The following is a 24,051-nucleotide window of genomic DNA, read 5'->3' on the forward strand; positions in this document are numbered from 1 at the left end:
GCCGTGGCGATCCCGGGGATTCCCGGCGGCGACGTGACCGCCCGGCTCGACCCCGCACTGCGACACCTGTCGGAGATTCGCACCGATCTGTCGCCCCCGGTGCTCGGTGCGGTCCGCGACTCGCTGAACCAGCGGCGGGCCGAGACCGCCAGGTCGGTCGACACCGTCGGCGCGGAGGTCGAGCAACGCGAGGTGCCCGTCGAGGACCGGGTCGTCACGGTGCGGATCTACCGCGGCGGACCACCGCCGTCACCGGTGGTGATCTACTGCCACTCCGGTGCTTTCGTTCTCGGCAACCTCGACACCGACCACCGTCAGTGTGTGGAGTTCGCCCGGCGCGGACGCTGCACGGTGATCTCGGTGGACTACCGGCTGGCGCCGGAGCATCCGTTCCCCGCGGCCCTCGACGACGCCTCGGCGATCCTGCAGTGGGCGGTGCACAGCGCGGTCGAACTGGGCATCGACCCCGGTGCGGTGGCGGTGGCGGGCAGCAGCGCGGGCGCGTCGCTGGCGGCGCGGCTGGCCCAGCTCGCCACGGCCGGGCAGGTGCCCGCGGTGGTGTTCACGCTGCTGCACCAGCCGGTGCTCGACGACCGGCCGACTCCGTCGAAGGAGGAGTTCACCGCCACACCGGGATTCGACACCGAGGCGGTGCGGTGGATGTGGCGGCACTATGCGGGCGAACGGGTGCCCGCCGGCGCTGTTCCGGCCCGAGTCGGCGAGTTGGACGGACTGCCCCCCACGCTGATCACCTGTTCTGAGCTGGACCCACTGCGCGACGAGGCCATCGACTACGCATTGCGCCTGATGTGGGCCGGCGTCGGCACCGAACTGCACGTGTTCTCCGGCACCTGCCACGGGTTCGACTCCCTGGTACCCGAATGGGAGACCAGCGAGCAGCTGTTCGCGATGCAGGGCGCGGCGCTGCGCCGGGCGTTCTTGTGATTTCGGTGTACTTCGTCACGTCAGATGTGACGAAGTACACCGAAATCACGAGTTGCTGAGCTCGCGGGCGACGGCGGCGTGATAGGCGTCGATGTTGGCCGGGTTGACGGTCCGGAAGAACCCGTCGGGCAGGGGACAGTCCTTGTACGCCTCGATGGTCATGGTGCGCCGGAACAGCGTGATGTTCTCACCCGGCCGAATGAACTCGTATTGCACGGTGATCCGGCCCGGCATACCGCCGTTGCCGTCGCTGTCGTGGCCGAGGTTGCCCACCGAGGTGAACATCCACAGTTTCGGACGGGTCGCCATGGCCAGATGCCAGGTGAAGATCCGCTCGCCGTCCGGTCCCGCCTCGGTCCACGTGTCGCCGACCTCGAGCGGCAGCTTCTCGGGGATCTTGCCGACGTGGGCGCTGCCGGGATAGGTCTTGGTCCAGTTCACCGGGTTGGTCACGAAGTCGTAGATCTCTTGTGGCGACTGAGTGAATGTCGTCTCCGACGACGTCGTCACGATTCCCACAGTTCTCCTCTGCCGCCGTAGTCCGTCGAGCTTTACAAATACTAGGCGTAGTGTCACGCTGCGATTGGGAATTTCGCCGGCGCCGGGGAAGGGAGTTTCAGCATGGATTTCTCCGAGGTGCAGCTCTGTGACGAGGATCGGGCCTTCCAGGCCGAACTGCGCGACTTCCTGGCCACCGTGGTCACCGACGAGGTGATCCGCCGCGACCGGGAAACCGGTGACAACTTCGACGAGGAGGTCCATCTCGCCCTCGGTGCCGCCGGCTACCTGGAACGCGACTGGCGGCCCGAAGCCGAGGGTGGCTTCACCGCGGTGCAGCGGCGGATCTGGGAGCTGGAGATCGGCAGGGCCCGAACGCCTTGGTGGCACTGGGGGCCCACCATGATGGTGGCCTCCGCGGTGAACCGATTCGGGTGCGACGAACTGCGGGACGAGGTGCTGGCCAAGACGCTGTCCGGTCACTACCGGCTGTGTCTGGGCTATACCGAACCCGGAGGCGGCTCCGACGTCGCAACCTGCAAGACCCGTGCGGTGCGGGACGGGACCGGCTGGGTCATAAATGGCTCCAAGATGTTCACGTCGAACGCCCACCATGCCCAATATGTCTTCCTGATCACCAACACCGATCCGAGTGCGCCCAAACACCGAAGCCTGACGATGTTCCTGGTCCCGCTGGACACCCCGGGGGTGGATGTCCAGGCGCTACGCACGGTCGACGGCGAGCGCACCAACATCACCTACTACAGCGACGTGCGGGTCGACGACCGCCACCGGGTCGGCGCCGTCGACGGCGGCTGGGCCGTGCTGCGGGAAGCCCTCGACGCAGAACACGGCACCGTCGATCGCGACGACAGCGGGCTGCACAAGATCGCCGCGATGACCGAGCACGCGATCGTGCTCGCCGAGGCCGTCGACGCCACCGCGGCCGCGATCGCCGCCGGCGGCGGGCTGGACGACCGGTCGGTCGGCTACCGGCTGGGCCGCAGCATCGCTCGTCTGGAGGTCGCGCTGAGCACGCCGGAGATGTACGGCCGGGTCGCCATCGCGCAGACCCTGCGCGACGTGGCGCCGGAACTGATGGACATACTCGGGGCGGCAGCCGGCCTGACCACCGGGACCCGCGGGGCGGCGGCCGACGGCGCTGCCGAGTACGTCTACCGGATGGCCGGCCCCACCGGCATCTACGGCGGAACACTGGACGTGTTCCGCAACATGATCGCCCAGCACGCGCTCGGGCTGGGCCGGCCGCAGTACGCGCCCGTGCGTGCTTAGTCTCGATACACCGATCGGGCGGCGGTTTGGGCGGGGTCGTAACGCCGATATCCACTGCTGTCGTGAAGGTATGAGGTTGTATTAGGCCACATTCGGCCACGACGAAGAGCAGCACTGAGATGCAGGCATCTCACGCTCGACCCGTTACCTCAGCCCGCATCGATGATCGGAATCTGGTGTCGTGCGCGGGTCTGGTCCCGATGCGTTCGCGACGACCTCAACGGCCGGATCACTCCGACTGGCAACTAACAAATGCCAGGATCAGGTTCACCGTTTGTCAGACAGTCCCCGCCGCGAGGCTGGGTTTTTTTAGGTGGACTGGTGTCAGGAGCTTCAGCGACCTGTATGGGCGGGTCCACAATGACGGGGCCGCCGCGAGGCGGGGTTGTTGGAGGCGGAGTGGTGTCGGGGAGTTCGAGCTTATGGTCACTTATACACTTAAACGTAATACCGTCGTGGCAGATTATCTTGCATGTGCCTTGGCGGCAGACCTGGGTAAATCCGTCGTAGACACAAGCGTAACCCTCATCGAAATAGTCCTCAAAATTGCCGCCTGCGTTTTCACAGTCCTCCTTGGCCTCTTCCGCGGTGAGATCTTGTGGGACTGCACTGGCAGTTGATATATCGACTGCCAGGAGTAGTGCGGCAGTGGCGAAAAGTATTGTGGCAGTGGCGAAAATCGAGAAGGCTCGCTGAAGACGTTTGTGCTGAATGATACCGTTCACAACGGGCCTCTCCGGTTTCCGGACGCGCGTGCGACGACGCACCTGCCTGACGGATGCGAGGCAGACAATCTTTGTCTGCGCGACCACGCTGTGTGATGAGGCCCATATCACCCTACACTCACTCGCCGACGTGCACTACGGGTTGGCCACCGACAAAGCCGCCGACCGGCGCGCCGTGTTGACCCAAGCCCGCGCCCGCGAGCGCCGCGCCGTACAAGAACTGCACCGAAACGGTGACACCAAAATCCCCTCGAGCAGCGACGAGTACGGGCCTTGGCTGGACAGCGACGGCGACGGCATCGGCTGCAAGTCGTCCTCGTAGAGACTTGAAACGCCTGTATGTTGGGTTGCTCGCGGTGCCGGCCCTAACCCCAGCGTGTCTCGTTGCGCCGCTCACTGCGACAGCCGACGTGGTGGGCACCACCGCCGTGGTGCTCAAGATCGTTCACGGCGACAACCATCGACATCCGCGACGATGTTCGCGGCCGACTGCGCGTACGCGTCTTGGGCATCGACACCCCAGAGACCAAGAACCCGGCTATCTGGTCGGCTGCTGGGGTCGGATACCAACCGAATTCGCGAAGGCGACTCTGCTGGGGCAACGTGTGGCGGTCCAGACCGACCGGGCTCGAGATCGAACCGACCGCTACGGGCGCACCCTCGCCAATCTCGACAAGGCCGATGGCTGGGAAACTCACGAAACACGGGTCTCGAGATCGTCAAGAATGGCGAGGTGCTCAGGCAGTGAGTCGGCGGTTGAGTTCGCCACACCGGAGCCAGCCTGGACGTCCGGTAGTCAAGTGAAAATGGGCCGGTGCCGGCCTCGTTTCAGGGTCAGGGATTGGATGAGGAGGCTACCTTCATGTCAAGTTGATCAAATCCGGTCAGACGTATCCGCTCCAGACGATGCGGAGATCCCCCGAGGACGCGGATGGAATGGCTATGTCCCTGGCGGTACTGATACTGCGATCACCTACAGCCCGCTATCAGGTCAGCTTGGTCGCCCGCTGGATTGGCGAATCGTCGACGGGCCGAGCAGGCCGAGACTATGCTTTTCACGACGACCGGATGCAGTTGCGTGCGGCTTGTCTTGGAGCACCAGTGACCCCATTTGGGAGGTCCTCACATGGCTCATCCATCGATCGATCCGACGTTTTACCGGACCGCCGCAGAGGCGGCGGCCGCTCCCGGTGAGCAGCTCGCGTACGTGGTGGCCTTCGACCGCACGGCACAGAAGCATGACGCGATGACCGTCGTCGACGTCGATCCCGCCTCGGACAGCTATGGGCGGGTGGTCGGCTGGACAGAGGTTCCCGGCCGCGGCGACGAGCTTCATCATTTCGGCTGGAACGCGTGCAGCAGCGCGCTCAAACACGAGGGTCACGACATGGAGGGCCTCGCGCGCCGCTACCTCCTGGTTCCCGGGCTGCGATCCTCCAACATCCACGTGTTCGACACCCAGCCCGACCCACGCAACCCCGCACTGATCAAGACAATCGACGCCAAAAGCCTGTCCCAAGAGGCCGGATACTCGCGTCCGCACACTCTTCACTGCGGACCCGACGGGGTCTTTCTCACCTGCCTGGGCGGCCCCGAGGGCAACGACGACGGACCGGGCGGGATCGCGCTGCTCGACCACGCGACATTCGACGTCCTACGTGCCTGGGAGACCGACCGCGGGCCCCAGCACTTCCACTACGACGCCTGGTGGCACCTGAATCAGAACGTGCTGATCTCGAGCGAGTGGGGCAGCCCCTCGATGATCGAGAACGGCATCGTGCCGGAATTGTTGTTGGGCCAGAAGTACGGCCACGCCATCCACTTCTGGGACCTCGCCAAGGGTGAGCACATCCAGCGCGTCGACCTGGGCGCCCAACACCAGATGGTACTGGAGGTGCGTCCGTCCCACGACCCCGATGCGACTTGGGGCTTCGTCGGGGTCGTGATCTCCACCGAGGACCTGTCCGGCTCGGTGTGGCGCTGGTCCCGCGACGAGCACGGGTGGAGGGCCGAGAAGGTCATCAGCATCCCCGCGGAGCCCGCCGACCCGGAGTCGCTGCCTGCGGCGCTCAAGCCGTTTGCCGCGGTGCCGCCGCTCATCACCGACATCGACCTGTCGGTCGACGATCGGTTCCTCTACGTGTCCTGCTGGGGCACCGGTGAGATGAAGCAGTTCGACGTCTCGGATCCCGTGAACCCGAAGCAGGTGGGATCGGTGCGGCTCGGCGGCATCGTCGACCGGGCTCCGCACCCGGCGACACCCGAGATGCCGTTGGCCGGCGGTCCCCAGATGGTCGAGGTCAGCCGCGACGGCAGACGGGTGTACTTCACCAACTCGCTGTATGGGGCATGGGACGACCAGTTCTACCCCGACGGCGTCGGCGCCTGGATGGCTAAGCTCGACGCGGATCCCGCCGGCGGGCTGAGCATCGACGAAAAATTCTTCCCGTACGGCGAAGAGTTCCGAGGCCTGCGCGTGCACCAGATCCGGCTGCAAGGCGGCGACGCTTCGTCAGACTCCTACTGCTATAACTGATTCCCACTGCACCGCCACGTGAGCGACATCGCCGCTCGACTACATCGGTGCGCATATCGGGTGCGCACCCACCGCAGACCGTCGGCATGGGCCGCGCCGATGTTGGCAATGGCCTTCTGGCCGAGCTTGCGGGCCCGACCCGTCCACGGCGGCAACGGTATGGGTCCGCCTATCGGTATCGACGCCTCACCGCGTCCATGGCCCGATGTTCCTTGGGGACACTGCCGATGACCAGTCCAGCGCCGAGCAACCGTTTCTGTCTTCGTCCGCGATGCACAGGGTTGACGGTTCGTCCCACCCGGGTGCCGGCATCATCTATGCAAGCCAACCCGCAGGCGGCACGACGACCGAAACGGCCAGACGCCGGGGGGCGACACCATGGCCCCCGCAATGCGGTGGCCATCGCTTGACGAGCGAGGCTCCTCAGAACTACAGGTGGGGGAGCACCGACGACGCCATCAGCTCGAGGGTCTGCTCAGAGCAGCGGTCGTGGGTGAACAACACGATCTGGCCGAAGCCCATGCCGACCAGCTCGCGCAGCCGGTCCACGACGGCCGGCGCGGTGCCGATCAGGCCGGCTTCGTGCAAGCCGAAACCGGGCCCACCGAAGCGCTTTTCGGCGAACTCTCGGACCTTGGGCAGGGCTGCCTGGTCGGGCGCCAGCGCCATCACCGCCTCGATCGACAGCACGATGTCGTCCGGATCGCGACCGATCTCCCCGCAGATCGTGCGCAACACGCCGATCTTGTGCTCGATCTCGCCCAACGCGTAGGTCGGTACGTTCCAGACGTCGGCGTAGCGCGCCACCAGGGGCAGCGTGTACTTCTCGCCCACGCCGCCGACCACGATCGGGGGGCGCGGGCGCTGCACCGGGCCGGGCTTGATCGGCATGTCCGAGACGGTGAAGTGGTTCCCGGCGAAGTCGATCCGCTCCTCGGTGAACGCCTGATGCAGGATCTGCAGCGTTTCGCCCAACAGCGTCGAGCGTTCGGCGAACGTGCCCCAGGGCAGTCCGGCGCGCCGGTGCTCGTCCTCGATCGAGCCGCTGCCGATGCCCAGCGTCAATCGGCCCCCCGAGATCTGGTCGAGCGTGGTGGCCATCTTCGCCAGCGTCACCGGATGGCGGAACTGGTTGCACAGCACCATGTGTCCGACACGGATGCGCTCGGTGCGGCTGAGCAGGGCGGTCGCCAGCGTCCAGGCCTCCATGGACGGGTAGTCGGGCATCCCGGGGCCGTAGAGGTGGTCGTAGAGCCACAGCGAATCGATCCCGTGCTCCTCGCAGAGCCTGGTCCGGTGCAGCAGGTCGTCGAACGAGAAGCCCAACTGGGGTAGGTAGATGCCGATCTCGGGCCTGCTCATGTCGTTGCGCCTTCCCGGCATCGGCCCGCCGCCGGCCGATCGCCTCGCTGTACATTTCGCCGCCTGCATGGTAACGACATTCTCAGAAGTGCAGAAGGTAGTTCCGGCCCGTTCCGACGCGGCCGACCCGAGGAGGGCCCGTGAAGTTCGCCATCACCCACCCGATGCACAGCCATCCGTACAACCCGGAGCTCGTCACCGCAGCGGGCATCGCGAAGGTCGCCGCCGCCGCCGAGGCGGCCGGGTTCGCCGGCTTCGGGTTCACCGATCATCCCGCGCCGACCCAGCGCTGGCTCGAGTCGGGCGGACACGACTCGCTCGACCCGTTCGTCGCGATGGGTTTCGCGGCGGCCCACACCACGACGCTGAGGCTGATCCCCAACGTCGTCGTGCTGCCCTACCGCAACCCGTTCGTGGTCGCCAAGGCCGGCGCGACGCTGGACCTGGTGTCCGGCGGCCGGTTCACGCTGGCCGTCGGCGTCGGCTACCTCAAGCGTGAATTCGCCGCCCTTGGAGTGGATTTCGATGACCGCGCGAAGCTGTTCGAGGAGTCGCTCGGGGTGATCCGGGCGATCTGGACCACCGATGACCTCACGGTGGACGGTGAACACTTCACCGCGAAGGGGATCACCGCGCACCCGCGGCCGATCAGCACACCGCATCCGCCGATCTGGATCGGCGGAAACACCGCGGCCGCGCGGGCCCGGGTGGTGACCCATGGCCAGGGCTGGTGCCCGTTCCGCGCCCCGGCCGTGCTGGCCCAGACCGCCCGCACCGCGGCGCTCGACTCGGTGGAGATGCTCGCGGCCGGCATCGGCGACCTGCGACGCCGGCTGGAGGAGGCCGGCCGCGATCCGTTCGGGGTGGACATCACGTTCACCAACGACGCCGGGGGAAACCCGGGCGACGACGACTTCGACGCCGACGCGTTCCTGGCCGGGACCGCCGCGCTGGAGGATGTGGGCGTCACCTGGGTTCAGGTGCTGGTGCCCGGCGACAGCCTGGCGCACGCGCTGGAGGCGATCGAGCGGTTCGGCACGGAGGTCATCGGCCGGTCGTCAGCGCCGGTGCGACCCAGCGGTGCAGGTATCGCCTGAGCGCGGCGCCGTCACGGTCCGGTTTGGTGTGTACTGACGATGGGAGGGCAGCGATGACCGACCTCGAGGTCCGCCGGCCGCGCTTCGACTTCACCGAGGACGTGCCCTGGGAGTGGAACCCGGCCAACCCCGGTTTCTCCTTCTTCATGAACGCCACCTCGATCATCGCGGTGTGCTTCGAGCAGATGATCGTCGCGGCGGTGACGGAGGCCAGACCGCTGATCGCCGATCCTGCGGTCGCCGCGGAGGCGGCGGCGTTCCTGCGCCAGGAGGCGCAGCATTCGGCCAGTCACCGCAAACACGTCAACGCGCTGATCGCCAACCATCCCGGCCTGCAGCACACCTTCGATGCGGCGATCGCGCGTTTCGACGAGCTCACCGCGACGGCGCCGCTGCAGTTCCGGCTGGCCTACATCGCCGATCTGGAGGCGACGTTCACGCCGAGCTTCAAGCTGATGCTCGACAACGAGGCCACGCTGTTCCGGCCGGGCGACGAGCGGGTCGGCTCGCTGTTCCTGTGGCACTTCGTCGAGGAGGTCGAGCATCGCAGCTCGGCGCTGGTGATCTTCGACGCGGTGGTGGGCAGGCCGTGGTACCGGCTGCGGGTGGTGCCGGCGGTGGCCCGGCATCTGCTCTCGGTGCTCGCGCTGATCGCCGACGGTGTCAACACCCACGTGCCCGAAACGGAGCGCAAGGTGGACGCCCGAACGCTGCAGCCCATCTATGGCCTGCGCAGTGCCCTTCGGCAGCGGATGCCCTTCGGCCGCAAGGGTCGTCCCCCGGCGCCACCGGCCTTCTCGTCGGTGCCCCGGCGGGAGAAGCTGATCGCCGGGTGGCGGGTGCTGCTCAGCCAGACACCGTTTCACGACCCAGCCGCCGAGCCGTTGCCCGCGTTCGCCGACGAATGGCTGGCGCGCTGGAACCGCGGCGACGACGTGTCGCGCTGGTACACCGCGGCATCGCACGGGTAGGTAGGGGTAGGTACAGCCCGTGGCCACACAGTGCACCCAGACATTCGACGAGATCGCCACCGCGCTGGGCGGGTTCAGCTGCCACGACGCGCCCGCGATCGTGCACCTGCGCAACCCGTTCGGCCTGTCGAACTGGACCCTTCCGGTGCTGGAGCTGCTGATGGTGACGATCGCGGTGGCCGCCCTGCTGCACGGGGTGCGGCGGTGGCGCCGCGACGGCGACCCGGTCAACCTGGCACTGTGGTTCGCCACGGTCGGGTACCTGTTCGTCATCGAGATCCCGCTGTACTTCCCGAACGTCTTCGGAGTCGACGGCGCGGTCGGAGTGGTGTTCGCGCACAACGTGTTCAGCGTGCAGTTCCTGTTCGACCGGTTGCCGCTCTACATCGTCGCGCTGTATCCGGCGGTGGTCTCGCTGTCCTATGAGGTGGTGCGATCCCTCGGGGTGTTCCGCGACCGCGGAATCCTGCTCGGCGCGGTCTGCGTGGGATTCGTCCACCACTGCTTCTACGAGGTGTTCGACCAGCTGGGTCCGCAGCTGCGCTGGTGGTCGTGGAATACCGCGAACCCGCTCAACCAGCCGTGGTTGGCGTCGGTGCCGATGACGAGTGTCTTCATCTTCGCAACCCTGGGGCCGATGGTCGTCACCGCACTGGTGATGTTCTTCGTCGCGCGTCCGCGGCCGGTCCCGCGTCCCGCCGCGCTGGCCTGGCGGACGGTGCTGGCGGGCGCGCTGACCCCACTGGGGCTGGTGGTGCTGAGCATTCCGACGTCGCTGTTCGGCGGCGACGCACCCAACACGTCCGCACAGGCCGTGCTGTTCACGGTCGAGTTGGCGGCGGTCGCCGCCACCGGGGCGGTGCTGTTGTCACGGCAGTGGTGGCGGATCCGCTCCGGCGACACCGCGCCCACCGCACCCGGTTGGTTCCTCCGGGTGTTCGGGCCCGGCTACCTCGGCGTGCTGGCGCTGTTGTGGGTGACCGCGCTGCCGGACTACTTCGGCGCGGTCTCGGGCGTCACCGCGGACGGCACCCCGATCGGCTGCCTGCCCTACGCCGGGGCTGCGTTCGTCGGGGCCGCGTTGTGCCTGGCCGGCGCGCTCACGGCGGAGCGCGCGGCGCCGCGGACACCCGCGCGGGTCACGTCCCGGACAGCCTGACCAGCGTCTTGCCGATGTTGACGCCGGTGAACAGGCCGTTGAGGGCGTCGACGCAGGACTCGATGCCCTCGAAGATGTGTTCACGGTGCACCAGCAGCCCGTCCTGCTCCCACCGGCGCAGCGCGGCGAACGCCTCGTCGAAGCGTCCCCACTCGTCGAGCGCGTTGAACCCCTGCATCAACGCGGTCTTGGCCAGCAGGTTCACGTAGTTCGCCGGCCCCGGATGCTCACCGGTCAGATAGCTCGAGATCACCCCGCACAACACCACCCGCGCCTTGTGGGCCAGCCGGCCCAGCACCGCGTCGAGGATGGGGCCACCCACGTTGTCGAAATAGACGTCGACCCCGTCGGGGCAGTGTCGCCGCAGCGCCGCCGGGACGTCCTCGCCGCGGTAGTCGATGCAGGCGTCGAACCCGAAGTCGTCCACCACCGCCCGGCACTTGTGCGCCCCGCCCGCGATGCCCACCACCCGGGCGCCGGCGATCTTGGCGATCTGGCCGGCCACCGAACCGGTCGCGCCGGCGGCAGCCGACACCACCACCGTCTCGCCCGGCTTCGGGCGGCCGATCCCCGTCATGCCGAAGTATGCGGTGGCACCGGTCGGTCCGTAGATCGACATCACCGCGCGTTGATCCACCTGCTCGCCGGGTCCGGGCACCGGGGTGGTGAACAGGTCGTCGCGCACGATCGTGTACTCCTGGAATCCGGTCAGCGTGGTCACCACATCCCCGACGGAGTAAGCGTCGCAACGGGATTGCACGACCTCCCCGATCCCGGCCGCGCGGATCACCTCGCCCAGCCGAACCGGCGGCAGGTAGCCGGGCTGGTCGTCGAGCCAGGTGCGGGCGGCGGCGTCGATGCCGACGAACGTGGTGCGCACCAGCGCCTCACCGTCGCCGGGCTCGGGGGCGCCCACCGTGACCAGCTCGGTGTCCTCCGGTGCGACCAGCCCGTGCGGGCGGCGGCGCAGCAGGATCTGGCGGTTCGTCAGCGTCGGCACCAGGCCGAAACTACCCAAGCGGTGGCGCCGCCGGAGCCGGTTTCACCGTGCCGCGAAGTACTTCTGCCCGTCGGCGGCCATCCGGCCGAAACCCGCCTTGACCACCGGCGCGAGCAGCGCGAACGGCAACCGCGCGAGGCGGACCGGTTCGATGGCCACCGCCCAGGTGAACCGGGTGCCTGCGCCGTCCGGCTCCACGCGGTAGTCCTCCGCGAACCGGCGGAACAGCGGCACGTTGGCCTCATAGACGTAGAACGCGTACCCCGAACCCTCGTCCCACCGGTAGAAGCGTTCGTGCACCCTGGCCGGGCCGGTCCCCACCTCCCTGGTGGTGCCGACCCCGAACGGCCGCGGCGACGTCCAGGTCAACGATCCGACCGTGGCGCCCCAGGCCGACAGCGACTCGTCGGACTGCAGCGACTCCCACACCCGCTCGGGTGGCGCGTCGAAGTGCTTCTGGTAGCGGAACACGTGCGGGGCGGTGTCGAAGAAGCCGGCGTCGGCGGGCTCCAAGGCGGACCAGCGCGTCATGACATGCAGCATCGTCGGCGCCGGGCCGGCTGACAAGGCACGCACGTCACGTCGGCCGAACCTGGCATCCGCAGTCCGAGTAACCCGCGGATTCGGGCAGTTCGGCCAGCACATCGGCCTTCGTCTCGTCGAAGCTGAGCATGCCCCGGATCGGCAGGCTCTCGGGCAACGGATCCTCGTAGCTCCACGCCACATCGTCGACCACGAGGTCGCCGATCGCCGCGCTCCAGTAGGTGGTATACCCCTTGTAGTTGCAGTAACTCGAGGTGTCCGACCGGCGTAGCAGGTCGGTGCGCACCTCGGTGGGGCTGACGTACAGGCGTGGCGCCAGCGCGGTCTCGAACAGGATCACCGTGTTCACGGTGTCCACCAGGGTCGAACCTGCGACATCCACGCGCAGGCCGCGCTCGGTCGGCCGGCAGTCCACCCGGTGGTACGGGTTGGGGGGGTAGTGCACCAGCGGCCTGCCCTCCTCGAGCCAGGTGTCCACGGCCGTCCACGGCACCACCACGAAGCCGGGGGCCTCCGGTACCGCGGTGGCGGGCAGGTCACCTACCTCGTCGACGGCGAACGCGTAGCTCAGCGGGCTGCCGCGGCGGTGCACCATCAGCGCCCGTTCGGTGTCGATCAGCGTCCGGTCGCCGACGATCGCCTGGATTCGGCGCGGATGCGGCTCGATGTAGACCAGGTCGCCGTCGACCGGCGGGGTGAACTGGCCCGCCCGGTCCGCGCTGAGTGGGCCGCTGCCGGCGACCAGGCTCATCGAAGCGGCCCGGTGGCAACGGTTTTGCTGACCCGGTTCATGAATGACCTCCCGCCGCCCGCGACGTCGTGTTGTGCGATCGAGTTTACAAAGCCGGGCAGGGGTGTCAGGGGTCGACGTGGTGGGGCGATAGGCGTCTGTTTCTGCTGACACGCGGTTTCGGTTCGGTCCGATGTCGTAACGGGCGGGCGAAGCGCTGTGCAATGGTGGTCACGATCAAGCGGGGATGCCCGCGCGGTTCTCGGCGAACGGAGTGGGAGTCAGGGTGAAGAGGCTCAACGGCGTGGACGCCATGATGCTCTACAGCGAGACTCCGGAAATCCACATGCACACCCTCAAGATCGGTGTGCTCGATGTGTCCGCGATCGGTGACTACGACTTCGAGCGGTTCCGCACGATCGCGCTGCCGAGGCTGCACGCCCTGGCCCCGCTGCGCTACCAGCTCGTCGACATCCCCTACCGGTTCCACCACCCGATGTGGGTGCAGAACGCCGAGATCGACCTCGACTACCACGTGCGCCCGGCGCGGGTGGCCGCCCCGGGAGGGCGTCGCGAGCTCGACCAGCTGATCGGTCAGATCGCCAGCACCCCGCTGGACCGCGGCCGGCCGCTCTGGGAGATGTACATCGCAGATGGCCTGGTGGACAACCGGATCGCGGTCATCCACAAGGTGCACCACGTGCTGGCCGACGGGGTCGCCTCGGCCAACCAGATGGCGCGGGTCATTCGGCCGCAGCAGCCCGAGGTCGGCGGGCAGCTACCGACGGCGTCCGACGAGGCCCGCACCGCCGGCCACCTGCTCGGGGCCGCCGCCCGGGACCACCTGCGGCAGCTGCGCCGGCTGCCGCGGCTGGTCAACGAGACCGCGACCGGGGTGTCCCGGGTACGCCAGCGGACCAGGCAGCGCGGACGCCATCCCGACCTGGCCCGCAACTTCGCGCCGCCGCCCACCTTCATCAACCATGTCGTCTCACCGGGGCGGCGGTTCGCGTCGGCGCCGCTGGCGCTCGCCGACGTCAAGGAGACCGCCAAGCGCCTCGGCGTCACCCTCAACGACATCGCGCTGGCGTCCACGGCCGGGGCGTTGCGCCGGCTGCAGCTGCGCTACGACGGCCACGCCGACGCCCCGTTGATCGCCGGGGTTCCGGTCAGCTTCGACACCTCGCCGGACCGCTCCGTCGGAAATGAATTCACCTACCTGACAACGTCATTGCCGGTGCACATCGCCGACCCGCTGGAGCGGGTGCGGCTGACCGCGACGGCCACGTCGATCGCCAAGGAGAACCACCAGCTGCTCGGGCCGACGCTGCTGCCGAACTGGCTGGCCTACCTTCCGCCCGCATTGAGCCCGCGGTTCTTCCGCTCACAGGCCAGGCGGGTGGAGTCGGCCAGCGTGATGAACCTGACCGTGTCCAATGTGTCCGGGCCGCGCGAACGCGGCCTCGTGCAGGGCGCCACCCTCAGCGAGATCTACTCGGTCGGACCCATCGTGGCGGGCAGCGGCATGAACATCACGGTGTGGAGCTACGTCGACCAGCTCGCGATCTCGGTGCTCACCGACGACCGCACGCTCAAGGACCCGCACGAGGCCACCGACGCACTGCTCGAGGCGTTCGCCGAGATCAGGGCCGCGGCGGGTATACCGGGCGAGCTCACGGCGATCCCGACGGCGCTGCCGCCGGCCCGCGCACACTAGTTCTCATCCGGAAAGCGTTGCCGAGTCCCTCCTTTCGGCATCCGGCCGGGGCTCGGCGGCGCATTCGGAACGGATCGTCTACTTTACATATCTTTGCTAAAGTGTCACGCTGTGTGAGGTGCGCCGACGGGTGGCATGATGACGATCCCGGCCGACGGCGGGGAACTCCGAGGGAGGACGACGGTGAGCGCTCGCACCGATGAGGTCGATGACCTGCCCCCGGAGGTGCGCGAGGGAACCGGCGTCCGCGCCTGCGGTGAGAAACTGCTCGGCTACGCGCTGACGGTGATCGCAGCCGATGTCGAGGGCGTCGTGGACTCCGCAGGGGCCTGGCTGTGCGACCGGGTGCGGGCCGGCTGGCGCGTGACGGTTCAGCTGCCGGCCGGGCACGAGGTGCGCCCCCTGACCGTCGTCGGCCTGCACACGACCGCAGAGTCCGTCACCGACCTCGTGTGCCGCCAGCCGCCCGCGGCGCTGGCGATCGACGCACGCCGGCTGCGCCGGGACGACCGGCTGCGCGACACGGTGCTGCGCGTCGTCGACGACGGCCGCACCGAGGTGACGGTGTGGGGTGAGTCGGCGCTGCTCGGGGCCGACGATCGATTCGGCGCGGTGCGCCACCGGCCCAGCGCCGCCGCGCGGGCCTTCAAGGCGCACGCGCAGCTGGCAGACGGCCGGGTCGTCACCGCACACGACGAGCTGTTCATCAGCGCCGCGCTCTGGTACCCGCCGGACGGCGCCGACCTGGTGCCGCTCCATACGTCCCTGTCCACCGGATAGCGGCACCGTGCCTTCTCGGCGATTCAGTCCCGTCCGTGGCGCGCTCACCGGCGCCGCCCGGCTTCCGCACTACCGGTTGGTCGTCGTCGCAGACGGGGTCGGCGACGTCATCGGGCCGGCCGGCGGATTCCTGTGCGATCGGGCCCGGGCGGGCTGGGACGTCACCGTGTTGCTCACCGGGGCCTGCGATACCCGGCCGCTGCGGATCCTCGGGGTCGACGCCGGCCGCCTCAGCGCCGACGTCGGATCGGTGATCGACGGCCTGTCGGCCGGTGAGGCGCTGGCGTTGGGCGCCGATCAGCTGGCCGTCGACGGGCTGGTCCGCGACCGGCTGCAGCGGACGGCGCGACGCGGCCTCAACGAGATCACCGTCTGGGGTGCACCGGCGGCCGCCGAGCTGGGACGTGGCCTGCAACCCGTTGTGCACACCCTCAGCGCCGCGGCCCGCGCGTTCAAGTCCCACGCGCAGGCCGCCGCGGGGATCGCCGGATCGCCGGGGGAGGGCAGCGAGCCGCTGTACCGGCTGCGCGCCGACGGGTTCCGGCGGCTCTATCCGGTCTGAGCGGGATCGCTACCTGGTGGAGCGGTTGCGCGTGACGTACCAGCTGCGCGCCACGAAGCCGAAGACCGCCACCGCGAAACCGATGAGGAACCAGTCCTCGACGTGGCCGACGTGGTTGCCGCGCATGAGCAGCAGCAGGAACACCGCGGCGAGCAGCCCGCCGAGCTGGATCAGCCTGGGATTCTCCTTCGACCAGCCCCAGTTCGCGGACGGCACCTCCTCGACGTCGACGCCGGTGTGACGCTCCACCTCGGTGCTTGCCACGGCTGCTCCTCACGGTCGGGCGGCATGTGCTGTGGTCATTCTGACACAGCCCTACTACGGGGCGCCGTAGAGCCGGCGGGGAGGGCAGTAGGCTGGCCGGTCATGACTGGGCAGCCGGCGCACGGGATTCTTCAGGACAGGGTCGTCTTCGTCACCGGGGCCGCCCGCGGCCAGGGCCGGGCGCACGCCGTCCGGTTCGCCGAAGAGGGCGCCCACGTCATCGCCGTGGACCTGTGTGATCAGATCGACAGCGTCGCCTACCCGATGGCGACCCGCGACGATCTCGACGAGACGGTGCGGCTGGTGCAGAAGACCGGACGCCGCATCGTCGCCGAGCCCGCCGACGTCCGGGACCGCGACAGGCTGGCCGCCGCCGTCGACGCCGGGGTCGCCGAGTTCGGGCGCCTGGACTTCGTGATCGCCAACGCCGGCATCCTGCCCGCCGCCGGCGAGCAGGGCCGCGACATCACCGCGTTCACCGACGCCGTGGCCGTGATGCTCAACGGCGTCTACTACACGATCGACGTCGCGCTGCCGGCGCTGCTGCGCAACCCGGACGGCGGAGCGATCGTCATCACCAGCTCGGCCGCCGGCTTCACGTCGGTGAGCACCGAGTTCGCCACCATGACCCACGGTGCCGCCGGCTACACCGCCGCCAAGCACGGTGTGATCGGCGTGATGCGGCACTTCGCCCGCTCGCTGGCCGAGAAGAACATCCGGGTCAACTCGGTGCACCCGGGCGGGGTCGCCACCCCGATGGTCCTCAACGAGGCCATGGCCGAGTTCGTCAGCGAGACGCCGTCGTTCGGCGAGGGGCAGCGTCCCCTGCTCCCCGGACCGATGATGGAGCCCGCCGATGTCAGCGACGCCATGGTCTACCTGTGCGGGCCGGCCGGCCGCTTCCTGACCGGCGTCGCGCTCCCGGTGGACGCCGGTCAGACCCTGAAGTAGCGCCGTACCGGCACTTCACCTGATCGCGCCCTACCGGCACTTCACCTGATCGCGCCGTACCGGCGCCTCACCTGATCGCGCCGTACCGGCGCCTCACCTGATCGCGCCGTACCGGCGCCTCACCTGATCGCGCCGTACCGGCGCCTCACCTGATCGCGCCGTACCGGCGCCTCACCTGATCGCGCCGTACCGGCGCCTCACCTGATCGCGCCGTACCGGCGCCTCACCTGATCGCGCCGTACCGGCGCCTCACCTGATCGCGCCGTACCGGCGCCTCACCTGATCGCGCCGTACCGGCGCCTCACCTGATCGCGCCGTACCGGCGCCTCACCTGATCGCGCCGTACCGGCGCCTCACCTGATCGCGCCGTACCGGCGCCTCACCTGATCGCGCCGTACCGGCGCCTCACCTGATCGCGCCGTACCGGCGCCTCACCTGATCGCGCCGTACCGGCGCCTCACCTGATCGCGCCGTACCGGCGCCTCACCTGATCGCGCCGTACCGGCGCCTCACCTGATCGCGCCGTACCGGCGCCTCACCTGATCGCGCCGTACCGGCGCCTCACCTGATCGCGCCGTACCGGCGCCTCACCTGATCGCGCCGTACCGGCGCCTCACCTGATCGCGCCGTACCGGCGCCTCACCTGATCGCGCCGTACCGGCGCCTCACCTGATCGCGCCGTACCGGCGCCTCACCTGATCGCGCCGTACCGGCGCAGCGACTCCGCGCGCTCCTCCGCGTGGTCCACCATCGGCGCCGGATACCCGGCCGGGCGGGATTCGCCCATCTTGTGCACGTCGGCAACGAGCGCTTCGTCGGCCAACTCCGGTATCCAGCGCCTGATGTAGTCACCGGACGGGTCGAACTTCGCCCCCTGAGTGGTCGGGTTGAACACCCGGAAGTACGGCGCGGCGTCGGTGCCGCACCCCGCCGCCCACTGCCAGCCGTGCTGGTTGCTGGCCATGTCGCCGTCCACGAGCTGCTCGAGGAACCACCGGGCACCCCATTGCCAGGGCAGGTGCAGATCCTTGACCAGGAACGAGGCGACGATCATCCGCACCCGGTTGTGCATGAACCCGGTCTCGCGCAGCTGGCGCATGCCGGCGTCGACGATCGGGAACCCGGTCCTGCCGTCCCTCCACGCCTGGAACGCCCGCCGCGCCTCGGGGCCGTCGTCGACCTCGATCGCGTCGAAGGACCGGTTCCAGTTCCGCCACGCGCTGTGCGGCCACTCGTGCAGCACCGAGGCGTAGAAGTCGCGGAACGCCAGCTCCCTCAGATAGGCCTGCGGCCCGGTGCCGCGGCCCAGGTCTGCGGCCAGCGTCCGCGGGTGAATGGTGCCGAACTTCAGGTGCGCCGACATTCGGCTGCTGGCGTCCAGATCGGGGCGGTTGCGGTCCTCGGCGTAGCCGGCCAGCCCGTCGGCGACGAACTTCTCCCACTGCCGCCGCGCGGCCCGCTCGCCCGCCGGGAACTCGAGTTCGACGCCGGCGTCGGGGATGTCGGCCAGGTCGGGCCGGCCGGGCACCTCGGCCGGACCGATCCAGCGCACCGAGCCCGCACCGGACTCGGCGGACGCGCGCCAGCCGTGCCTACGCCACGCCTCGTAGTACGGGGTGAACACCTTGTACGGGGTGCCGTCGCTCTTGGCGACCCGACCGGGGGAGACCAGGTACGGCGAGCCCGTCGCCACCAGGTCGACGCCGCCGAGCGCCGCGCGCACCGCGTCGTCGCGGCGCCGGCCGAACGGCGAGAAGTCGTCGGACACGTGCACCGCTGTGGCGTCGACTGCGGCGGCCAGGGCCGGCACCCGTGTCACCGGATCGCCGCGGGTGACCACCAGCCGGCCGTCGAGTTGCTCGCGCAGGTCGCGCAGCGCGTCGTACAGATACTGCAGACGGCGCGGCCCGCCGGAGGCCTCGAGCCGCGGATCCAGCACGTAGCACGCCAGCACGTCCGCGTCGGAGCCCTCGCCGGCCGCCGCGGCGAGCAGCGCGGGCAGATCCGACAGCCGCAGATCGCGACGAAACCACAACACGGCGGGCATGGCATTGATGCTGCCCGCAATCTCCGATAAAGAAACCGGGGAGACCGAAGAGTCCCGGATTCGTCACCGTGGAGAGGGAGGGTCCTGTGCAGTTCTGGTCAGGCACGGCGTTCATGAACACCACCGACGCGCTGGCGGTCGCGCGACTGCTCGACGAGGCCGGGTTCGACGGGATGGTGACCTCCGATCACATGATCTATCCCCGGCATCTGCAGTCTCCCTACCCGGACTCGACCAGCGGTACGCCGCCGTGGCCGCCCGAGACGCCGTGGCCGGACGCCTGGGTGCTGACCGGGGCGATGGCCGCGGTCACCGAGCGGCTGCGGTTTTCCAACGCGGTGTACATCGCGCCCGCCCGTCCGCTGCTCGAGGTGGCCAAGCAGATCGCCACCGCATCGGTGATCTCCGGCGGCCGGGTCTCGCTCGCCGCGGGGGTGGGCTGGATGCGTGAGGAGTACGCGCTGATGGGCCAGGACTTCGGTACCCGCGGCAAGCGCCTCGACGAGATGATCCCCGCGTTGCGGACGCTGTGGCAGGGCGGCTGGGTGTCCTGGCACGGTGAGTACTACCAGGTGCCGGAGATGATGATCGAACCGCACCCGCCGGGGCCGGTGCCCATCCTGGTCGGCGGCGAGTCCGACACCGCACTGCGCCGCGCCGCCCGGATGTGTGACGGCTGGGTCGGCTACGCCTACCGCTGGGACGAGGCGGTGGGCTACGCCCGCCGGCTCACCGAGTTGCGGCGGGAGTACGGCCGCGCCGACGAGCCGTTCGAGATCCTGTTGGCGTTGATGGAACCGCCCAGCGCCGAGCTGTATCTGCGCGCCGAGGAGGCCGGAATCACGTCGGTGATGTGCGCGCCGTGGATGGGCGCCGACGGGGGCGCGGCGCCCGGTGACCCCGCACGATTCCGCGGCCCGATCGAGCACTTCGCCGAATCCGTGATCGCCAAGGTCCGGGCGTGATGCTCGATGCGGTGAGCCTGGAAGTCCCGGCCGGCCGACGGGCCGGGGGCAGTCCTGCCAGAATGCCTGCATGACCCTGGGCAATCCCGAGAGCTACCCGCGGGACATGGTCGGTTACGGCCCGCACCCGCCTCACCCGAAGTGGCCGGGGGGCGCCAAGATCGCGGTGCAGTTCGTGCTCAACTACGAAGAGGGCGCCGAGAACAACGTGCTGCACGGCGATCCGGCGTCGGAGACGTTCCTGTCGGAAATCATTGCCGCGCAGCCGTTCCCGAACCGCCACATGAGCATGGAGTCGCTGTACGAATACGGCTCGCGGGCCGGGCTGTGGCGGGTGTTGCGGGCGTTCGACCGGCGTGGTCTGCCGCTGACGATCTTCGGGGTGGCGATGGCGCTGGCCCGTAACCCCGAGGCGGTGGCGGCGTTTCGGGAGCGCGGAGACGAGATCGCCTGCCACGGGCTGCGCTGGATCAGCTACCAGCTGATCGAGCCCGAGGTGGAGCGGGCCCACCTCGCCGAGGCGGTCGAGGTGATGACCGAGGTGACCGGGGCGGCCCCGCTGGGCTGGTACACCGGCCGCGACTCGCCGCAGACCAGGCGACTGCTGGTCGAACACGGCGGTTTCCTCTACGATTCGGACTCCTACGCCGATGACCTGCCGTACTGGACGCAGGTGGCCGGGACCGACCATCTGGTGGTGCCCTACACGCTGGACACCAACGACATGCGCTTCGCCATCGCCGGCGGCTTCCCCAGCGGCGACGAGTTCTTCACCCACCTGCGCGACGCGTTCGACGTCCTCTACGCCGAGGGGCAGGCGGGCTCGCCCAAGATGCTCTCGATCGGCCTGCACTGCCGGCTGGCGGGCCGCCCGGCGCGGACCGCGGCCCTGGAACGCTTCCTCGATCACGTGCAGTCGCATGACGACGTATGGGTGGCGCGCCGGGTCGACATCGCCCGGCACTGGATCGAGCAGTTCCCGCCGGGCTGACGCCGCACCGGGAGACCGCGACCCGGCCGGCAGACCGGGGAGGATCCCCCGCACGCGGCGAGGGATCCCCGGTTCCGGGTCACGCCGGCGGCATCAGCACCGTGTCGATCAGATACACCGTCGCGTTGGCCGTCTGCACTCCGCCGCAGACCACCGACGCGTCGTTGACCTTCAGCTCGTTCGGGTGCCCGGTGACCACGACGTCGCCGCCCTGCACGGTCGTGTGGGTGCCGACCACCTGGTCCGGCGTCGCCCGGCCCGGCACGACATGGTAGGTCAGGATGCTGGTCAGCAGTGGAGCGTCCGTCGTGAGCTTCTCGATAGTGGCCGGGTCGATCTTGGCGAACGCGGCGTCGGTCGGCGCGAACACGGTGAACTCGCCGCCGTCGAGCGTCTCGACGAGATTGACCTGCGGATTGAGTTGTCCGGAAACGGCTTTCGTCAGTGTGGTCAGCAGCGGGTTGTTCGCGGCGGCGACCGTCAGCGGGGCGACGGCCATGCCCTGTACCGATCCGGGGCCGTCGGGAACCTGCTCGACGTATGCTGCGCACCCGGGCCCCATGGGCTGAGCGGCGGCCGGTGTCGCGGTGCTCAGCGCCAGCCCGACCGCGGTGGCCGCGGCAAAACCCGTTGCGGCCCAGGTTCGTTTGTTCATCGGCATGATGTCGATCTCCTTTTCCGGTGACGTCCTACACCTGTGCTTCGGGGCCGAGCTCTGCTCGGATGGGGTGTCGGACAAAATGTTTGCGATTCGCGTTGGCGAGGCATTCGCTCCGGCCCCCGGTGCCCCGGGCATCCCCGACACGTCGCAGCGTGCCGGGGATGGCGTTGCCCGGGCCGCCCAGATCAGCTCGCCGGCGGCATCAGCACCGTGTCGATCATGTAGACCGTCGCGTTGGCCGTTTTGACCCCTCCGCAGACCAGGCCGGCATCGTTGACCCTGAGGTCATCGCCGGCGCCCGTCACGGTGACCGTGGCACCCTGCACCGTCTCGTGGTCGCCGGCGACCGCATCCGGTGCGGCCTGGCCGGGCACCACGTGATAGGTCAGGATGCCGGTGAGCAGCTCCGAGTCCGTCTTGAGGGTTTCGACCGTCGCCGGATCGAGCTTGCCGAACGCGTCGTCGGTCGGCGCGAACACGGTGAACTCGCCACCGTCGAGCGTCGCGGTGAGGTCGACGTCCGGGTTCAGCTGACCCGAGAGCGCCTGGGTGAGCGTGGTCAGCATCGGGTTGTTCGACGCCGCGACCGTCACCGGTTCGGCGGCCATATCCTGCACCGAACCGGGTCCCGAGGGCACCTGCTCGGCGTAGGCGGCGCAGCCCGATCCGATGAGCCCTGCGGCCGGATCTGCCACCGCGCTGGTGGCAGGGGTGGACTCGGCGGTGCCGGTGGTCGCCTCGGCCGACGACGTGGTGGTCGTCCCGGAGGATTCGGTGGAGCTGTCGCCCGAGCAGGCGGCGGCCCCGAAGATCGCAACAGCGGCCAGACCCGCCACGGCCGCGGACTTTTTGTGAACTGTGGTCATCGCTTCCCATCCCGTCGCGGACGGGCTCCGGTGCCCGTCCTGTGTTGACACCCGGGATTCATCGCCGCGGCGCCGCCGGATGGGTCCCGGACCGATCCGTCACATTCGCGTCACTTTTGCTCGGTCCACCCGGGTGCGGGGTGCCGGCCCCGCTCGCACGCACGGCACAATGAACCGGTGACACCACACGGCGACACGCAGCAGCAGGGCCGCCTACGCGTGCTGCTCCTGGGCAGCACGGGATCGATCGGCACCCAGGCCCTCGACGTGATCGCCGCCAACCCCGACCGCTTCGAGGTGGTCGGGCTGGCCGCCGGCGGCGGCAACCCGGACCTGCTGGCGCGCCAGCGCAGCCAGACCGGGGTGACCAACATCGCCGTCGCCGACGAGACCGCCGCGGATCTGGTCGGCGACGTGCCCTACAGCGGGCCGGCCGCGGTGACCCGGCTGATCGGGGACACCGCCGCGGGGCCCGGGGTCGACGTGGTGCTCAACGCGCTGGTCGGGGCCCTCGGGCTGGAGCCGACGCTGGCCGCACTGGCCACCGGTGCCCGACTCGCGCTGGCCAACAAGGAGTCGCTGGTCGCCGGCGGGCCGCTGGTGCTGCGGGCCGCCGCGCCCGGCCAGATCGTGCCCGTCGACTCCGAGCACTCCGCGCTGGCGCAGTGCCTCCGTGGCGGCGCCGCCGACGAGGTCGCCAGGCTGGTGCTCACCGCCTCCGGCGGGCCGTTTCGCGGCTGGAGCGCCGATCGGCTCGAGGACGTCACCCCTGCCCAGGCCGCCGCGCACCCGACCTGGTCGATGGGGCCGATGAACACGCTGAACTCGGCGTCGCTGGTCAACAAGGGCCTCGAGCTGATCGAGACCCATCTGCTGTTCGGGGTCGACTACGACCGCATCGACGTCGTCGTACACCCCCAGTCGATCGTGCACTCGATGGTGACGTTCACCGACGGATCGACGCTGGCGCAGGCCAGCCCACCGGACATGAAGCTGCCGATCGCGCTGGCGCTGGGCTGGCCGGCGCGGGTCGCCGGTGCCGCACCGGCGTGCGATTTCAGCACGGCGGCGTCCTGGGAGTTCGAGCCGCTCGACGACGACGTGTTCCCCGCGGTGCGACTGGCCCGCGACGCCGGCCGGGGCGGTGGCTGCCTGACCGCGGTGTACAACGCGGCCAACGAGGAGGCGGCGGCGGCCTTCCTGGACGGCCGGATCAGGTTCCCGGCGATCGTGCGGACCGTCGAGCAGGTCCTGCGCGCTGCCGACCAGTGGGCCGCCGAACCCGCTACCGTGGAGGAGGTACTGGCCGCCCAGGACTGGGCCCGCGACCGGGCCCGGAGTGCGGTCGCGCGGGAAACCGCAGCTAGCAGTCGGTAGTAGAAGGACCT

23 protein-coding genes are annotated in these 24,051 nt (G+C 69.3%); 14 read left to right on the forward strand and 9 right to left on the reverse strand.

The features are described 5' to 3' along the window. Nucleotides 1-3: 3 nt before the first annotated feature. The gene (locus JDV09_RS01635) at nucleotides 4-945 is read left to right on the forward strand and encodes an alpha/beta hydrolase (protein WP_372452821.1); all 942 of its coding nucleotides are present in this window, start codon (nucleotides 4-6) and stop codon (nucleotides 943-945) included. A 45-nt stretch (nucleotides 946-990) separates the two neighbouring features. On the opposite strand, the gene JDV09_RS01640 is transcribed toward JDV09_RS01635, so the two are convergent. Continuing rightward, nucleotides 991-1,464 (reverse strand): SRPBCC family protein, encoded by a 474-nt coding sequence (locus JDV09_RS01640; protein WP_221367342.1) that lies wholly within the window; start codon nucleotides 1,462-1,464, stop codon nucleotides 991-993. 102 nt (nucleotides 1,465-1,566) lie between these two features. Here JDV09_RS01640 and JDV09_RS01645 point away from each other — a divergent pair, with 102 nt between their 5' ends. The 3 genes from JDV09_RS01645 to JDV09_RS01655 all read left to right on the forward strand — a co-directional run bounded on the left by JDV09_RS01645 (nucleotide 1,567) and on the right by JDV09_RS01655 (nucleotide 5,997). Then, nucleotides 1,567-2,736 (forward strand): acyl-CoA dehydrogenase family protein, encoded by a 1,170-nt coding sequence (locus tag JDV09_RS01645; RefSeq protein ID WP_221367343.1) that lies wholly within the window; start codon nucleotides 1,567-1,569, stop codon nucleotides 2,734-2,736. 711 nt (nucleotides 2,737-3,447) lie between these two features. After that, complete coding sequence (locus JDV09_RS01650) at nucleotides 3,448-3,783, forward strand: excalibur calcium-binding domain-containing protein (RefSeq protein WP_221367344.1); 336 nt, start codon at nucleotides 3,448-3,450, stop codon at nucleotides 3,781-3,783. Nucleotides 3,784-4,587: 804 nt separating this feature from the next. Then, the gene (locus JDV09_RS01655) at nucleotides 4,588-5,997 is read left to right on the forward strand and encodes a selenium-binding protein SBP56-related protein (RefSeq protein WP_221367345.1); all 1,410 of its coding nucleotides are present in this window, start codon (nucleotides 4,588-4,590) and stop codon (nucleotides 5,995-5,997) included. 429 nt (nucleotides 5,998-6,426) lie between these two features. Here JDV09_RS01655 and JDV09_RS01660 read toward each other — a convergent pair whose 3' ends face one another. Further along, entirely contained in the window at nucleotides 6,427-7,359 is a 933-nt protein-coding gene (locus tag JDV09_RS01660; RefSeq protein ID WP_221367346.1) for an LLM class flavin-dependent oxidoreductase, read from the reverse strand. 140 nt (nucleotides 7,360-7,499) lie between these two features. Here JDV09_RS01660 and JDV09_RS01665 point away from each other — a divergent pair, with 140 nt between their 5' ends. Genes JDV09_RS01665 through JDV09_RS01675 form a run of 3 tightly spaced genes read left to right on the forward strand, consistent with a single transcriptional unit; the run spans nucleotide 7,500 to nucleotide 10,586 of the window. After that, nucleotides 7,500-8,456 (forward strand): LLM class F420-dependent oxidoreductase, encoded by a 957-nt coding sequence (locus JDV09_RS01665; protein ID WP_221367347.1) that lies wholly within the window; start codon nucleotides 7,500-7,502, stop codon nucleotides 8,454-8,456. A gap of 53 nt (nucleotides 8,457-8,509) precedes the next feature. Further along, nucleotides 8,510-9,427, forward strand: coding sequence for a metal-dependent hydrolase (locus JDV09_RS01670; protein ID WP_221367348.1), 918 nt, complete (start codon nucleotides 8,510-8,512; stop codon nucleotides 9,425-9,427). 19 nt (nucleotides 9,428-9,446) lie between these two features. After that, complete coding sequence (locus tag JDV09_RS01675) at nucleotides 9,447-10,586, forward strand: hypothetical protein (RefSeq protein ID WP_221367349.1); 1,140 nt, start codon at nucleotides 9,447-9,449, stop codon at nucleotides 10,584-10,586. Here JDV09_RS01675 and JDV09_RS01680 read toward each other — a convergent pair. Genes JDV09_RS01680 through JDV09_RS01690 form a run of 3 tightly spaced genes read right to left on the reverse strand, consistent with a single transcriptional unit; the run spans nucleotide 10,567 to nucleotide 12,880 of the window. Then, nucleotides 10,567-11,586: an NADP-dependent oxidoreductase gene (locus JDV09_RS01680; protein ID WP_221367350.1), complete on the reverse strand. Its 1,020-nt coding sequence runs from the start codon at nucleotides 11,584-11,586 to the stop codon at nucleotides 10,567-10,569. The genes JDV09_RS01675 and JDV09_RS01680 overlap by 20 nt on opposite strands. A gap of 42 nt (nucleotides 11,587-11,628) precedes the next feature. Beyond that, on the reverse strand, nucleotides 11,629-12,117 hold the full coding sequence (locus JDV09_RS01685; RefSeq protein WP_221367351.1) for an SRPBCC family protein: 489 nt from the start codon (nucleotides 12,115-12,117) through the stop codon (nucleotides 11,629-11,631). 46 nt (nucleotides 12,118-12,163) lie between these two features. Beyond that, nucleotides 12,164-12,880 (reverse strand): DUF427 domain-containing protein, encoded by a 717-nt coding sequence (locus JDV09_RS01690; protein WP_221367352.1) that lies wholly within the window; start codon nucleotides 12,878-12,880, stop codon nucleotides 12,164-12,166. A gap of 265 nt (nucleotides 12,881-13,145) precedes the next feature. Between JDV09_RS01690 and JDV09_RS01695 the strand changes: the two genes are divergently transcribed. The 3 genes from JDV09_RS01695 to JDV09_RS01705 all read left to right on the forward strand — a co-directional run bounded on the left by JDV09_RS01695 (nucleotide 13,146) and on the right by JDV09_RS01705 (nucleotide 15,918). Continuing rightward, nucleotides 13,146-14,576 (forward strand): WS/DGAT/MGAT family O-acyltransferase, encoded by a 1,431-nt coding sequence (locus JDV09_RS01695; RefSeq protein ID WP_221367353.1) that lies wholly within the window; start codon nucleotides 13,146-13,148, stop codon nucleotides 14,574-14,576. A 183-nt stretch (nucleotides 14,577-14,759) separates the two neighbouring features. Continuing rightward, nucleotides 14,760-15,356, forward strand: coding sequence for a hypothetical protein (locus JDV09_RS01700; protein ID WP_221367354.1), 597 nt, complete (start codon nucleotides 14,760-14,762; stop codon nucleotides 15,354-15,356). Between the two features lie 7 nt (nucleotides 15,357-15,363). After that, the gene (locus JDV09_RS01705; RefSeq protein ID WP_221367355.1) at nucleotides 15,364-15,918 is read left to right on the forward strand and encodes a hypothetical protein; all 555 of its coding nucleotides are present in this window, start codon (nucleotides 15,364-15,366) and stop codon (nucleotides 15,916-15,918) included. Between the two features lie 9 nt (nucleotides 15,919-15,927). Here the strand turns inward: JDV09_RS01705 and JDV09_RS01710 are convergent, their stop codons facing one another. Next, nucleotides 15,928-16,182, reverse strand: a complete 255-nt coding sequence (locus JDV09_RS01710; protein WP_221367356.1) for a DUF2631 domain-containing protein — start codon at nucleotides 16,180-16,182, stop codon at nucleotides 15,928-15,930. 102 nt (nucleotides 16,183-16,284) lie between these two features. Here JDV09_RS01710 and JDV09_RS01715 point away from each other — a divergent pair, with 102 nt between their 5' ends. Continuing rightward, on the forward strand, nucleotides 16,285-17,133 hold the full coding sequence (locus JDV09_RS01715; RefSeq protein ID WP_221367357.1) for a mycofactocin-coupled SDR family oxidoreductase: 849 nt from the start codon (nucleotides 16,285-16,287) through the stop codon (nucleotides 17,131-17,133). Nucleotides 17,134-17,824: 691 nt separating this feature from the next. Here JDV09_RS01715 and JDV09_RS01720 read toward each other — a convergent pair. After that, nucleotides 17,825-19,180 carry a cryptochrome/photolyase family protein gene (locus JDV09_RS01720; RefSeq protein WP_221367358.1) on the reverse strand — a complete coding sequence of 452 codons (1,356 nt, stop codon included), beginning with the start codon at nucleotides 19,178-19,180 and terminating at the stop codon, nucleotides 17,825-17,827. An 86-nt stretch (nucleotides 19,181-19,266) separates the two neighbouring features. On the opposite strand from JDV09_RS01720, the gene JDV09_RS01725 reads away from it, so the two are divergent. Continuing rightward, nucleotides 19,267-20,145, forward strand: a complete 879-nt coding sequence (locus tag JDV09_RS01725) for a TIGR03619 family F420-dependent LLM class oxidoreductase (protein ID WP_221367359.1) — start codon at nucleotides 19,267-19,269, stop codon at nucleotides 20,143-20,145. A 70-nt stretch (nucleotides 20,146-20,215) separates the two neighbouring features. Continuing rightward, nucleotides 20,216-21,136 (forward strand): allantoinase PuuE, encoded by a 921-nt coding sequence (gene puuE / locus JDV09_RS01730; RefSeq protein WP_255604631.1) that lies wholly within the window; start codon nucleotides 20,216-20,218, stop codon nucleotides 21,134-21,136. A 79-nt stretch (nucleotides 21,137-21,215) separates the two neighbouring features. On the opposite strand, the gene JDV09_RS01735 is transcribed toward puuE, so the two are convergent. Continuing rightward, nucleotides 21,216-21,797, reverse strand: a complete 582-nt coding sequence (locus JDV09_RS01735; RefSeq protein ID WP_221367360.1) for a fasciclin domain-containing protein — start codon at nucleotides 21,795-21,797, stop codon at nucleotides 21,216-21,218. A 185-nt stretch (nucleotides 21,798-21,982) separates the two neighbouring features. After that, a complete protein-coding gene (locus tag JDV09_RS01740) occupies nucleotides 21,983-22,663 on the reverse strand; it encodes a fasciclin domain-containing protein (protein ID WP_221367361.1) in 681 nt (226 codons plus the stop codon). Between the two features lie 177 nt (nucleotides 22,664-22,840). Here JDV09_RS01740 and dxr point away from each other — a divergent pair, with 177 nt between their 5' ends. Then, nucleotides 22,841-24,040, forward strand: coding sequence for a 1-deoxy-D-xylulose-5-phosphate reductoisomerase (gene dxr, locus JDV09_RS01745; protein WP_221367362.1), 1,200 nt, complete (start codon nucleotides 22,841-22,843; stop codon nucleotides 24,038-24,040). Nucleotides 24,041-24,051: the final 11 nt, after the last annotated feature.

It is taken from the genome of Mycolicibacterium xanthum (assembly GCF_019710635.1).
GTDB lineage: Bacteria > Actinomycetota > Actinomycetes > Mycobacteriales > Mycobacteriaceae > Mycobacterium > Mycobacterium xanthum.

Coding starts and splice junctions, on each gene's coding strand:
- JDV09_RS01645 (WP_221367343.1), top strand. CDS start 1,567: ATGGATTTCTCCGAGGTGCAGCTCTGTGACGAGGATCGGGCCTTCCAG.
- JDV09_RS01650 (WP_221367344.1), top strand. CDS start 3,448: ATGATACCGTTCACAACGGGCCTCTCCGGTTTCCGGACGCGCGTGCGA.
- JDV09_RS01655 (WP_221367345.1), top strand. CDS start 4,588: ATGGCTCATCCATCGATCGATCCGACGTTTTACCGGACCGCCGCAGAG.
- JDV09_RS01660 (WP_221367346.1), bottom strand. CDS start 7,359: ATGAGCAGGCCCGAGATCGGCATCTACCTACCCCAGTTGGGCTTCTCG.
- JDV09_RS01670 (WP_221367348.1), top strand. CDS start 8,510: ATGACCGACCTCGAGGTCCGCCGGCCGCGCTTCGACTTCACCGAGGAC.
- JDV09_RS01685 (WP_221367351.1), bottom strand. CDS start 12,117: ATGACGCGCTGGTCCGCCTTGGAGCCCGCCGACGCCGGCTTCTTCGAC.
- JDV09_RS01690 (WP_221367352.1), bottom strand. CDS start 12,880: ATGAGCCTGGTCGCCGGCAGCGGCCCACTCAGCGCGGACCGGGCGGGC.
- JDV09_RS01715 (WP_221367357.1), top strand. CDS start 16,285: ATGACTGGGCAGCCGGCGCACGGGATTCTTCAGGACAGGGTCGTCTTC.
- JDV09_RS01720 (WP_221367358.1), bottom strand. CDS start 19,180: ATGCCCGCCGTGTTGTGGTTTCGTCGCGATCTGCGGCTGTCGGATCTG.
- puuE (WP_255604631.1), top strand. CDS start 20,216: ATGACCCTGGGCAATCCCGAGAGCTACCCGCGGGACATGGTCGGTTAC.
- JDV09_RS01735 (WP_221367360.1), bottom strand. CDS start 21,797: ATGCCGATGAACAAACGAACCTGGGCCGCAACGGGTTTTGCCGCGGCC.
- JDV09_RS01740 (WP_221367361.1), bottom strand. CDS start 22,663: ATGACCACAGTTCACAAAAAGTCCGCGGCCGTGGCGGGTCTGGCCGCT.